9 protein-coding genes are annotated in these 12075 nt (G+C 63.7%); 4 read left to right on the top strand and 5 right to left on the bottom strand.

Translation table 11 applies throughout. The features are described 5' to 3' along the window. Positions 1-716 precede the first annotated feature (716 nt). A complete protein-coding gene (locus BSP239C_RS21105; RefSeq protein ID WP_257930146.1) occupies positions 717-1757 on the top strand; it encodes a hypothetical protein in 1041 nt (346 codons plus the stop codon). Between the two features lie 36 nt (positions 1758-1793). On the opposite strand, the gene BSP239C_RS09305 is transcribed toward BSP239C_RS21105, so the two are convergent. From BSP239C_RS09305 to BSP239C_RS09295, 3 genes are all read right to left on the bottom strand, one after another. Next, a complete protein-coding gene (locus BSP239C_RS09305) occupies positions 1794-3167 on the bottom strand; it encodes an APC family permease (protein WP_101572165.1) in 1374 nt (457 codons plus the stop codon). Then, complete coding sequence (locus tag BSP239C_RS09300) at positions 3164-4096, bottom strand: ornithine cyclodeaminase family protein (RefSeq protein WP_101572163.1); 933 nt, start codon at positions 4094-4096, stop codon at positions 3164-3166. The genes BSP239C_RS09305 and BSP239C_RS09300 overlap by 4 nt, the downstream gene beginning before the upstream one ends. 284 nt (positions 4097-4380) lie before the next feature. Beyond that, entirely contained in the window at positions 4381-5307 is a 927-nt protein-coding gene (locus tag BSP239C_RS09295) for a LysR family transcriptional regulator (protein WP_101572161.1), read from the bottom strand. A gap of 112 nt (positions 5308-5419) precedes the next feature. On the opposite strand from BSP239C_RS09295, the gene BSP239C_RS09290 reads away from it, so the two are divergent. Continuing rightward, positions 5420-6754 (top strand): SRPBCC family protein, encoded by a 1335-nt coding sequence (locus BSP239C_RS09290; protein WP_219618874.1) that lies wholly within the window; start codon positions 5420-5422, stop codon positions 6752-6754. Continuing rightward, entirely contained in the window at positions 6754-7941 is a 1188-nt protein-coding gene (locus tag BSP239C_RS09285) for a hybrid-cluster NAD(P)-dependent oxidoreductase (RefSeq protein ID WP_101572159.1), read from the top strand. Before BSP239C_RS09290 ends, BSP239C_RS09285 begins: the two co-directional genes overlap by 1 nt. 76 nt (positions 7942-8017) lie before the next feature. On the opposite strand, the gene BSP239C_RS09280 is transcribed toward BSP239C_RS09285, so the two are convergent. Together BSP239C_RS09280 and BSP239C_RS09275 are read right to left on the bottom strand one after the other, a co-directional pair. Then, positions 8018-9061: a proline racemase family protein gene (locus BSP239C_RS09280; protein ID WP_101572157.1), complete on the bottom strand. Its 1044-nt coding sequence runs from the start codon at positions 9059-9061 to the stop codon at positions 8018-8020. A 4-nt stretch (positions 9062-9065) separates the two neighbouring features. After that, positions 9066-11159 (bottom strand): FAD-dependent oxidoreductase, encoded by a 2094-nt coding sequence (locus BSP239C_RS09275; RefSeq protein ID WP_101572155.1) that lies wholly within the window; start codon positions 11157-11159, stop codon positions 9066-9068. A gap of 224 nt (positions 11160-11383) precedes the next feature. Between BSP239C_RS09275 and BSP239C_RS09270 the strand changes: the two genes are divergently transcribed. After that, positions 11384-12046 carry a GntR family transcriptional regulator gene (locus tag BSP239C_RS09270; protein WP_257930145.1) on the top strand — a complete coding sequence of 221 codons (663 nt, stop codon included), beginning with the start codon at positions 11384-11386 and terminating at the stop codon, positions 12044-12046. The last annotated feature ends 29 nt before the right edge of the window (positions 12047-12075 follow it).

Raw genomic sequence — 12075 nt, 5'->3', positions numbered from 1 at the left:
GGGCTGACTGCCCATGTGTCCACCCGGTTGGCGGCCGGGGTATCCACTGGGGTGGCTGCCGAAGTATCCACCGGGTTGGCTTCCCGGATACCCATTCGGCTGACTGCCCGGTTGAGAGTAGTACGAGCTCGGGTCCGGATACTGCTGTCCATGGGGAGAGCCGTACGCAGGATATGGCGTGCCCTGTCCCGAAGCAGGAGAGCCCTGGTTCGGGTGGGGCGTTCCCAACTCTGGACGTGGTGATCCGCTCTGCGGTCCTGAGCCATAAAGGTGAGACTGCTGTTGGTTGTCCTGGTTCCAGCCAGGTGCGAATCGAGCTGTGGAGTCCGGATCGTCATTTTCTGAGCCAGTGGCAGCTTCAGAGTCAGCAACAGTTTCCGATTCAGCAGATGAAGCATCTGAGTCCGGCTCAGCGGAGGGGGATTCTTCAGGCTTTTTCGGGACGGGAGACGTCTCTGTGCTCTTCGGCTCCTCAGCGGCAGCGCTGCTCGACTCGTCCGCGGCTCCGTTGTCTTTGGCGTCGTGAGATGAGTCGCTCATGTCAGGTCCTTCATCCGTGTGGGCCTGCTGCGATGCAGGCGAGTGGTTCTATAGGTGGATATAAGTCATTGTTCGACTGTATATTCATTTTGTAGTGGCAATCCTATATTAGGATTGTGGCACCATCGAAGTTGTCTTAACGGACTTATTTCGCAAAGAAAGATCGAGAGCCGCTGATGAGTGAGAACCCGCCTCCATCCGGGAGTGGCCGCGACCATGCATGGAACGGCAACGGTCAGCAAGGACCTGGGGCGAACTCTCCGCAGCAGCAGCCCAATACAGCCTGGAATCAGCAGTCGGATGCAGGCTGGAATCAACAGGCCAACAACGGCTGGGGCCAGCCGGAGCAGCAGTCGAACAACGGTTGGGGTCAACCGGAAGAGCGTTCCAACGCTGGTTGGGGCGATGGGTCTGCTGCGACTCCCACGCCTCCCCCTCCTCCAGCGCACCCGTACCCCAGGCCGAAGCGCCCGCAGAGTGAATCCGCTTCGCCGCAGGCCCCACAGGGCCAGTACCAGCAATATCAGCAGTACCCACACCACCAGCAGGCGCCGGTGCAGAACGCCAACGCCCAATATGGCCAAGGACCCTATGCCGCCGCACCGGCAGAGAAGCCCCGCAGTCGGAAGGGGCTTATCGCGATGGGTGTGGTTCTCATCGTGTTCGTCGCACTCGGAATCGGGTGGGGCGCAGCTACTCTATTCGGCAATGACTCCGATGGTGACACGGTCGCGGCGCCCGCCTCATCGGCGACGAAGAGCCCGGGCGATGAAGCCTCGTCGAGTCAAAGCCCCTCAGAGAGCCCCGAGCCTTCGGAATCACCGTCACTGTCGAACGACCCTGCGAAAGCACTTGATCAGCTGATCAAGGGTGACAGACCCAGCGTGAAGGCCGACCTCAACGGAAAATGGGTGCCGCAGCTGAGCTCGAAGAGGCTGGATCTGGAGGCAGAAGGGAAGGTCTGGAAGGAAAAGGACATCCTCGCCGAACACCAAGAGCTGCGGGAAGAATACCCTCGCGTGCAGTTGGTCTGGTCTGGCGATTTCGCCAGCTTCAAAGAAGACAACTTCTGGGTCACCGTTGTGGGAATCGGATACGATGATCCAGAGGAAGCGCTTTCCTGGTGCTCCTCACACGGTCTGGGCGCCGACTACTGCTATGCCAAGCAGCTCAACACCTCAGGTGGGATCGATGGCACAACCCGGCTCCAGGACTGAACGCGACTCTCCCCCGGTCGAAGCTGGTCCCCGCAATCACACCCGTCTGCGGTTGCGTACCAGATACACGACGAGACCGAGGGCCAACCAGATCGCGCCGATGATCAGTGCCAAGCGATTCGCACTGACGAGGACGATCACGAGCAGGGCCGCGCCGACAATCGGAATCAGACCGTGCTTGAACCAGCTCGGCGTCTCGGAGCCCTGTCGTTTGACGAGGAAGTAGCCGACCACCGAGGTCTGCACGAAGATGAAGGCGGTCAGCGCGCCGACATTGACGATGGACGTGAGTTGGTCGAGTCCGTCTGCCCGGGTCGTGGCCCAGCCGGCGACGATGACGTTGCCAGCAGCCGCGACGAGGATTCCCTTCCACGGAACACCGGTGCGTGGGGACACCTGACCGAGGAACTTCGGCACCTGGCCGTTGCGGCCCATATCCATGAGAATGCGTGAGCCGGCGGCCTGCCCGATCATGGCGGAGAACGCGGCACCGACCGCCTTGGCCAAGGCCAACAGCCAGTGCACCCAGGACCCGAGGGTGGCATCGACGGCATCGTAATAGGCAGCGCCCTCCAGCTCGGGGTGGGCCTGCAGCTCAGCGGGAGACACCGGTGAGAGCAGACTGCCCACCCAGGTCTGCGCCACGAAGAAGACACCCGCTAGAACCAGGCATATGAGGGTGGCGCGTCCGACGATCTTCGGCCCACCTTTGGCCTCCTCGGCGAAGGTCGCGAGGGAGTCGAAGCCGAGGTAGGACAGAACGGCCACGGATACCGCGGCCAGAACCGCTGCGAGTGAGAATGCGCCCACGCCTGTCAGCGGGGACAGCCAATCTCTGCTGGGCCCGTTGGCGGCGAGGAAGATGATGCCGAGGACGAGGACCAGTCCGAGCACGAGCACCTCGATGACCACGACCAGCGTGATCACCCGTGAGGCGATCTTCACGCCCGCCAGGTTGAGCCCGGTGGTGAGAATGACGGCGATGCCGGTGAACAGCCAGACCGGGATGCTCGGGAAGATCGAGTTCAGAGCAATGCCGGTGAACAGGTACGCCACGGACGGGATGAACAGATAGTCGAGGAGGATCATCCACCCGGCGGTGAACCCGGCACGTGGACCGATTCCCGTCGAAGCGTAGGCGAAGACCGTCCCGGCCCGCGGGATCTCCCGCGACATCCGCATATAGCTGACCGCGGTGAACGACATGACGATCGTGGCCACGACATATACGAGAGCGACCGCCCCGCCCGAGTTCGCGTCGAGCGTGCCGAAGACGCCCACAGCCGCCGCCGGGCCGATGAACACCAAGCCGATGAACACCAGCTCGGTCAATCCGATGCTGCGGCGAAGCTCACCTGCGTTCCCCGCGGCTCCCTCGGCTCCTGCTGCTCCTTCGGCAGAAGGACTCATGCTTTGCCGACCAGCCTCGTGGCCACAGCCAGATCCTCCCAGGACATGCCTGAACCCTTGAAGACGACCGTCTGGTCAGCATCGGCGCTGACCTCGCCATTGCTGAACTGCTTCATGGTCACGAGTGAATCCGCGTCCAGTGCTCCATCGGAGATCGCGAGGACGACGTCGCCGCCCTCCCTGAGAGCGTTGCTGAGGTCTTCGACGATCACCAGCGCCGAGGTGAAGAGCTCGGCTGGCAGCTCACGTGAGTGGGGATCGTGGGAGCCACAGGCCATGACCACGGCACCGGGCTTGACGAGATCCGCTGAGAACAGGGGTTCGCTGGCGGTGGTGGCGGTGACGATGATGTCGGCGACACGCAACGTTTCGTCCACCTCGGCGGTCTGAGCTTGCAGCACCTTGCCGCGGTTACGGACATCGGCGGTGACACGATCGGGGGAGCGGACGACGAAGGTGAGATCGGCGAGCTCGACGTCGAGGACATCGGCAATGGTATCGGCATGCCCCGTTCCCTGCGGTCCGGCACCGAAGATCACGACGTTGACCGGCTGTGTGAACCTGTTCAGTGCGGGTTCGACCGCGGCCAGAGACACGGCCGGGGTGCGCAGGGTCGTCAGAGCGGCACCATCGATGACGGTCCGCAGTTCGAGGGTGGTGCTGTCATACATGAGGTATTGGGCCATGATCCGCGGTAGGCCACGTTCGGGATTGCCGACGGAGACGCCGGCGAGCTTGACGCCGACCCAGCCCCCGATCTCGGAGGGCATGAATATCATGTTCCCGGCAGAGATGTCGCTGATCGTGCGCGGGATGTCATTGCTGGGATCGAAATCGCCCGCGAGTGCCTCCCGTAGGGAAGCAACCGCCTCGGCGGGAGTCAGCGTGGCGAAAACAGTCTCGGTGTCCAGGGACTTCACGTTGTCCATCGGTGTGCACTTCCTTTGCGGGTGGGACTGCGAACAGTGGCTCGGTCTTGGAACTGACCTTATGTCACCCCTGGTCAGCATGTGAATGCTCTTCGGCATGCGAAAAGGCTGGCGTGTTCGTTACAGTCCGGCCACGGCAGGGCGGACCAAGAGCGCCGAGGTGCCGATACGATGGGGAGCACAAGGTACCGACGGTGAGAGGTGGGGGCAGGTGCTGGTCAGCTCTCGTCTGAGATGAGGCCTTCCCGGATGTGAGACCTCGAACAAGGCGAAGCTCAACCCGTTCACACTCCGCGCTGAGCCACCGAGGCGGCGACCTCGTGGAGGATCTTCAGTGCGGCGGTGATGATCGGCTGTCCGGCGGAGCCGCTGCGCACCCCAGTGAGGATCTTCCGAGAGGGAACGGGGTCCCCGCGCAGCGGGACGCGGGCCACATCGTAGCCCTCGGGCAGTCTGGCCAGGCGGGGGATGAGGGCCACGCCCAATCCGGCCGAAACCAGGGCCGCACCCGTTTCCCATTCCCGTGATTGGTGGGCGTTCTCGGGGAAGAACCCGGCTGCTGCGCAGGCCGTTCGCACCAATCGGTAGTAGGGCGAACCCGGGCGGTCGAGGATCCAGCTCTCCTCCGCGGCTTCACTCAGTGACACCGCAGAGCGAGTCGCGAGGCGATGATCGCTGCGCACGAGGAGATCGAGACGATCGCTGACAAGGGCATTCTGCTCAAACCGGACATCGCTGCGCGGCGGCAGCGGATCCGTGGCCACCACCACGGCGATATCGGCCTGTTCAGTGACAAGGAGCTCGAAGCATTCCTCCGGTTCGGCTTCGATGATGGTCACGTGCGAATCGGGGAACATCTCATTCACCCTCTCGGCGGTCGGCGGCAGCAGAGTCGCCGCAGCGGTCGAGAAGCCACACAGTCGCAGACGCCTCTGCCGCAGGGAGCCACCCGCATCCGCCTCGGCGAGTTCACCCCGGATCTCCTCCCACCGGGTGAAGAGCTCCTGCGTCCTCTCGAGCAGAAGCTGGCCCACGCGGGTGAGCGCGAGGCCCCTGCCACGCTGTTCGAGGATGGTCAGACCGAGGTCCTTGGACAGTGATCGCAGCTGATGAGACACCGCAGAGGGTGTATAGCCGAGGCGGTGCGCGGCCTCGGTGACAGTGCCGACCTCGGCAAGGACTCGGAGCACGTGGAGACGCTGATCGATCATGCAATATTGTTGCACGATCAAGTCGAAAAAGATTCGCTTTTATTCGTGAGTCTTCCGGCGGACACTGGCTTTAGGCAGCAACAGCAGCAATCGCAGCGAGGCGGTGACACCGATGACTTTGGCACCCGAAGTTGATCCCCGAACAGATGCTTCCCGAACAGACGAAGTCCGAACAGACGATCCAGACCGGCTCATCGACGGCCGTCGGCCCGGCTATTGCCTGGACGCCCCGTTCTATATCTCCGAGGAGTTCTATCGCAGGGACATCGATGCAGTGTTCGCAGCGACATGGATCTTCGCAGCGGCGGCGGCCGAGGTGCCCGAGCCCGGCGATTTCGTCACTCTCGACATCGGCGACTATTCGGTCATCATCATCCGCGATGACGACGAGGAGATTCGCGCCCATCACAACGTGTGTCGCCACCGCGGCGCTCGCCTCCTGTCCGAGACCAACGGCTCCGTGGGCAACATCGTCTGCAGCTACCACCAGTGGACCTACTCGCCCGAGGGCGATCTCATGTCCGCAGGCGTCCAGGCTCCCGGCTTCGACCGGACCTGTTTCTCCCTGCGCTCGGTCAATGTCCGTGTCGTTTCCGGACTCGTCTTCATCTGCCTGGCGCAGAATCCTCCAGAGGACTTCGCCGAGGTGGCCGACCGGATCGCGCCCTACATCGAACCGCACGCCCTGGGCAAGACAAAAGTCGCCGCCCAGGTGGACCTCATCGAGCACGCCAATTGGAAGCTCGTGATGGAGAACAACCGCGAGTGCTATCACTGCGAGGCCGGCCACCCGGAGCTGACATGCACGTTCTTCCCGACCTACGGCTACGCGCCGGAAGCCGTCCCGAAGCGACTCAAGCCCGCCTATCAGCGCTACCTCGATGCTGAAGAGCGGCTGCGGACCAACAGCGAACGCAACAATCTGCCCACTCAGCTCATCGAAGAACTCAGCGGTCGTCCTACTGGTTTCCGGATAGAACGGGCCGCCCTCGACGGGAAAGGAGAGTCTTACACGATGGACGGGGCGGCCGCCTCGGCGAAGTTGCTGGGAGAACTCGATACCCCTGAACTGGGACGGCTGTCGATGCACACCCAACCCAACGCTTGGTTCCACTTCATGGGCGACCACGCGGTCACCTTCTCCGTCATCCCGCTGGGCCCCGACACTACGCGAGTGCGCTCGACCTGGCTGGTCCACGAAGATGCCGTCGAAGGCGTCGACTACGACGTGGAGAACCTCACGACCGTCTGGGTGAAGACGAATGAGCAGGACGCTGCCCTGTGCGCGAAGGCCCACCGAGGAATCTCATCCCCGGCCTACGTCCCCGGCCCCTATGCGCCCACGGAGAGTGACCTCGAGGAGTTCTGCACTTGGTACATCGAACGACTGCAGGCTCACCGAGCACACAACAGCTCACAGAGCACCGGAACAGGAGGGCAGGGCTGATGACCATCGACCAGGAGACGCTGCACGCCGGATTTGATGCGACAGCTCCCGGCCTTGGCGCCGCTGTCCCCGACGTCGACGCGGAACTGACGGGGATGGTCGAATGCGTGGCCATCACCGAGGTCACGCACAACGTGAAGAGCTTCGAACTCTTCGCTCCCTGGATGGCCAGGATCGACTTCGAGCCCGGGCAGTACGTGACGGTGCGTATCCCCGAGCTCGAGCGTGAGCGCTGCTACTCGATCGCCTCGGCGCCGTTCGGAACGAACACGTTCACCCTGACCGTCAAACGCGTGGACGGCGGCGCGGTCTCGACCTATCTCCACGATGTCTTGAGCGTCGGCGACCGCGTCCACGTCGATGGGCCCTACGGTCTGTTCAGCACCAGCTTCCACCCGGCTGCGAAGCACCTGTTCGTCTCCGGCGGCTCGGGCATCTCCCCGATCATGTCGATGGTGAGATCCCTGCTGGCCCGACCGGCGGGAACTGCGACCGACATCGTCCTCATCCACAATGCGGCCACTCCGGCCGACATCATCTTCCGCCCCGAGCTCGAGCAGCTGGCTGAGGTTCCAGGCGTGAACGTGGTGACCATGTGCTCCCGGGACTGCGCATCCGAGGCAGGAGGTTCCGCATCCGAGGCGGGAGTCGCCGAGGTGTGGGCTGGCCGCCGTGGCCGCATCACCCGGGAGACCCTCGCCGAGGTGGTCCCCGAGTTGGCCGATCGCGAGACCTTCGTCTGCGGTCCCGCCGATTACATGGCCGCGGTCCGAATCATGCTGCACGAGCTCGGTGTCCTCGGTTCCCGAGTGCATGAAGAGTCCTTCGTCTTCGCGACGACCCCGGCCGACCGGCTGGCACGGAAGGGACAGGTCGCCGAGGCGGAGGGTGCCTCGGCGCTCGCCTGCGGCGCTTCGGTGGCCGCGAAGTTCGGCATCGACTTCACAACCAGCGGCAAGCACGTCGACTGCGACCCTGAGACCACGGTCCTCGACGCGGCCGTCGAAGCAGGCATGGTCTTCCCCTCCTCATGTGAAGAAGGCATGTGCGGCACATGCAAGTCCGTTTTGGTCAGCGGCGAGGTCGAGATGAACCACGCCGGGGGCATCCGCCCCAAGGAGATCGCGGCCGGCAAATTCCTCCCCTGCTGTTCGACACCACTGAGCGACCTCGTGGTGGAGCGGTAGCAAGCCGCGCAGAGGGGCTCGCCTTGGAGCTCCTGCCAGAAGTGTCACCGACGAGGACGTGCCGGATGGCTTCCGGTCAGCGCAGGACGAATCCGGGGACGAGCTCGTCGCGCGGATCGACCACGAATGTGCAGGTGGCGATCTTGTGCGTGCTCGAAGTGATGATCGGGACGACTCCGTCCACTGTCTCTGTGAGCACCCGAGCTCGGAACCTGGTGCCGATGATCGACTCGTGGATCAGCACCTGACCGGCCGCCAGCTCTCCAGTGCTGTGCAACGCCCCGATACGCGCCGCTGTGGCCGACCCGCAGGGAGAGCGGTCAACCTGACCGTCGGCGAAGACGGTGACATTGCGCTGGTGAAGTTCACCTCCGGGCAGTGTGCCGAGGCGGTTGACGATGACCGTTCCGTAGACCCCGCTCAGCCGCTCGTCATCGGGGTGCCTCGTCAGCGGATGATCGGCGAGGGCGGCTTTGACCTGCCTGCCGAGGGCGATGAGCTCGTTGACGTTCCCAGGGACCACAGCGAGCCCGTCACCGCTTGAGTCCGAAGAGAACCGGTCGGCATCGAGACGATCTGCATCGAGACAGGCATAGATGGCCCCGCCCCACACGAGGTCGACGAAGAGTCCGGCCTCGATTTCGACATCTGCCGCGATGAGCCGGCAGGGGACGTTTACGAAGTCGGCCGAGGTGACAAGGCCGAGCGCATCGGTGTGCACACTCGCCTTCACTCTGCCCGAGGGTACGTCGATGACGACATCGGTCAGTCCCGAGGCGTCAGCGGCGACGAGACCGGACTCGATCGCCCAGGCGCCGAGGGCAATGGTCCCATGACCACAGGCTGTCGAGAAGCCGTCCTTGTGCCAGAACAGGACCCCGAAATGGGCGCCGCCGTCATCGGGTTCAGTGATGAAACCGCCGTACATATCGGCATGGCCCCGCGGTTCGCTGACGAGCAGCCGACGCAGTCCGTCGATCTCCTCGTCGTTGATCGCAGTCATCCGCTTCTCGGCTACGGTGGCCCCGAGTATCGACATGGGAAGCTCGGCGACGATCCGAAACGGTTCTCCGGCCGTGTGATAGTCGATAGTCGTGATCTCGAAATCGCTCAGCAACATCGGTTTAGATTCCCATTCCCACACGCAGTCCCTCGAGGACGGCGGCATGGACATTGCGGGAGGTGACGGCGTCACCGATCCGATAGAGCGCGAAGGGGGCGCTCGCCTCGGCGGTGGTGCTTGGGCTCGTGCCGCCAGGGCTGCCTGAACCAGCGGTGGCGCTGCGCTCGGGTTGGGCTTGGCCGTGGATCCACGCCTCGAGTCTGATCTCGCCGAGGTTGCTCGACTTCGGCTTGAGCGCGAAGTAGACGTCGTCGTTGGGTGTAGTCCCGAAGTCGACGACCACAGCGTCGGTCTCGAGCTCGGTCTCGATGCCCGAGTAGTCATTGCGCAGGATCGCATGCACGCTCTTGTCTGCAGCCACGGGCTTCGCGGCCAGTCTCTCGCCGAGGTGAACCGTGACGCCGAATTCGGAGAAGACCTGCAGGTAGGCCGGTGAGTTCATCGAACCGACATCGATGCCGATGGTGCGTTCGGGGGTCACGTAGGTGACCTGCTGGCCGTTGCGGGCCAGGCGCTCGACAGCGTCCAGAGCGGGATAGAAGCCGTGGTCGTCGTAGACGATGACGCGCTGCTTCTGGCGCAGGCTGTCGTTCATCACATCCCAGACGTCGAAGGCCGGGCCCTGCTCCCGGAAGGGGTAGCTGGAATCGGGAACGCCGCCGGTGGCGACGATGACGACATCGGGTGCGAGTGCGAGGATGTCGTCCGCCTCGGCGAAGGTATCGAAGCGGACATCGACGCCGTGCTTCCTGCACTGCTGGAGTCGCCAGTCGACGATGCCGATGAGGTCGCGGCGGCGTTCCGAACGAGCCGCGATGCGCACCTGCCCACCTGCGCTCGTGTCCGCTTCGAGAAGGGTCACCCGGTGTCCGCGAACGGCCGCGACGCGGGCGGCTTCGAGGCCGGCCGGGCCGGCGCCCACGATGACGACATGTTTGGGATCGGCGCCGGCATTGCGTGGAACTTCCTGGGGCAGATCGGCTTCGCGCCCGCTCGCGGGATTGTGGATGCAGGTCGCGGCACCCGAGGTGTAGATGCTGTCGAGGCACATGTTCGCGCCCACACACGGGCGGATGTCGTCCTCGCGATGCTCTTTGATCTTTGTAACCAGGTAGGGGTCGGCCAACTGGGCCCGGGTCATGCCCACGAGGTCGAGGCAACTGTCCTCGATCGCGTACCTGGCGGTGGGCACATCGGCGATGCGGGCGGCATGGAGGACGGGAATGTCGATGGCCTTGCGGATGCGACGGCAGGTTTCGAGCCACGGCGCTGAGGGAGTGCCCATCCCGGGAATCGCCTCGGCGAGGTCCTTGTCAGAACTGATGGTGCCGACGTTGAGGTTGAGGAAATCGATGCCGTGGGCGGCATAAGTCGTGAGGATGTCACTCGCCCGGTCTTCACGCATACCGTCCTCGCGCAGCTCGTCGACGGCCATGCGGATTCCGACGACGAAGTCCTTGGGCACTGCCGCCTTCACCGCGTCGATGACTCGCAGCGGGAAGCGAAGGAGGTTCTCAAGCTCTCCGTTGTACTCGTCAGTGCGGGTGTTGAGCCAGGCGGCGAGGAAGGCATCGAGCAGGTGGCCAGCGTGCATGATCTCGAGCCCGTCGAGGCCCGCCTCGGCAACCCTTGCGGCAGCGGATGCGAAGTCGTCGACGATGCGATCCATGTCGAAGTCTTCGATCTCCTTCGTAAACGACCGGTGCGCGGCTTCCCTGGTCCGTGAGGCCGAGACCAAGGGGAGCCAGTCGCCGGTGAAGTTCGAGGAGCGATGACCCAGGTGGGTGGTCTGGATCATCACCGCGGCGCCTTCGTCGTGGCAGTCGGCGGCAAGTGCGGAGAGCCAGGGCACCACCTCGTCGGTGGACAGGTCGATGTTGCCGAAGGCGGCAGGGGAGTCCTTCGAGACGATGGCGGAGCCTCCGATCATCGTCAGTCCCACACCGCCGCGTGCCTTCTCCAGGTGGTAGAGGCGGTAGCGATCCTTGGGCATGCCGAGTTCGGTGTATGAGGGTTCGTGGGAGGTGGAGACGATGCGGTTGCGCAGAGTGAGCGGGCCCAACTCGAATGGCTGGAGCAGCGGATCCTCGGACATGTGTTCCTCCTTCGTCGCAGGAACGCGGTGTCGGAAATGAGAAGACCGACACGGTCGAATTCTTTAGGTAATCGGTTACCGACTACCTACCTCAATCGTGAGTTCTCATGGTTATGCTGTCAATAGCTCGCGGGAAACAAATGTCCCGCGCCTAGGATGCCCACGACCTGGTGAACCGATATTTGAAGGTGTGGTGGGAACCTCGTGGAAAGGATGGAGGGTTCATGGAAATGGTCAGAGCGCCGGTCGCCTCGCTGCGCGAACAGGCGTTGGCGATCATCCGCGATGCCATCACCGCCGGGGAGCTCGACGAAGATCGGATCTATTCGGCGGCCGGGCTGGCGAAGCAGCTGGGCATGTCACTGAGCCCGGTGCGAGAGGCGATGATGGCTCTTGTCACCGAGGGGACCGTCGAGGCTGTGCCGAACCGAGGGTTTCGCCTGGTCCCGGTCACGCAGGCCGACCTCGAAGAGATCACCCACGTGCGGGTTCTGCTCGCTGTCCCCGCCGTCAGGCAGCTGTGCGAACAGGCGGCAGTCTCACCGGAGACCTCGGCCCAGAACGAACAGTTGCGCGCCCAGGCTGCAGCGACTGTCGATGCCGCCGAAGCCGGGAATATGACCGCGTTCTTCACCCACGACCGTCGCTTCCACGAAGCGCTGCTCGAATTCGGGCTCGGCCGCGTTGCCGCAGAAATCAGTCTCCGGCTGCGTGATCAATCGCGGATCTTCCAACCCACGGGTGCCGTCGACGCGGTCATCCTTGCTTCAGCTCAGGAACTGATGGCGCTTGTTGACCTCATTGAGGAGGGACGGGCGGACGAGGCTGCCGAGCTCGTCACCCGCAACCTCTACTTCTTCAAGCGGACCGGACAAGCCGAGACTTGAGAGTTCAGACGGCGGAGCAGGCAGACAAC

The sequence above is a fragment of the Brevibacterium sp. 239c genome (assembly GCF_900169365.1).
Lineage (GTDB): Bacteria > Actinomycetota > Actinomycetes > Actinomycetales > Brevibacteriaceae > Brevibacterium.
The sequence above is the reverse complement of the archived record's forward strand: the minus strand, read 5'-3'. Positions and strand labels throughout refer to the sequence as shown.

Excerpts from the sequence above, each read along its gene's own strand:
- BSP239C_RS21105 (WP_257930146.1), top strand. The coding sequence starts at position 717 with ATGAGTGAGAACCCGCCTCCATCCGGGAGTGGCCGCGACCATGCATGG.
- BSP239C_RS09305 (WP_101572165.1), bottom strand. The coding sequence starts at position 3,167 with ATGAGTCCTTCTGCCGAAGGAGCAGCAGGAGCCGAGGGAGCCGCGGGG.
- BSP239C_RS09300 (WP_101572163.1), bottom strand. The coding sequence starts at position 4,096 with ATGGACAACGTGAAGTCCCTGGACACCGAGACTGTTTTCGCCACGCTG.
- BSP239C_RS09295 (WP_101572161.1), bottom strand. The coding sequence starts at position 5,307 with ATGATCGATCAGCGTCTCCACGTGCTCCGAGTCCTTGCCGAGGTCGGC.
- BSP239C_RS09290 (WP_219618874.1), top strand. The coding sequence starts at position 5,420 with ATGACTTTGGCACCCGAAGTTGATCCCCGAACAGATGCTTCCCGAACA.
- BSP239C_RS09285 (WP_101572159.1), top strand. The coding sequence starts at position 6,754 with ATGACCATCGACCAGGAGACGCTGCACGCCGGATTTGATGCGACAGCT.
- BSP239C_RS09280 (WP_101572157.1), bottom strand. The coding sequence starts at position 9,061 with ATGTTGCTGAGCGATTTCGAGATCACGACTATCGACTATCACACGGCC.
- BSP239C_RS09275 (WP_101572155.1), bottom strand. The coding sequence starts at position 11,159 with ATGTCCGAGGATCCGCTGCTCCAGCCATTCGAGTTGGGCCCGCTCACT.
- BSP239C_RS09270 (WP_257930145.1), top strand. The coding sequence starts at position 11,384 with ATGGAAATGGTCAGAGCGCCGGTCGCCTCGCTGCGCGAACAGGCGTTG.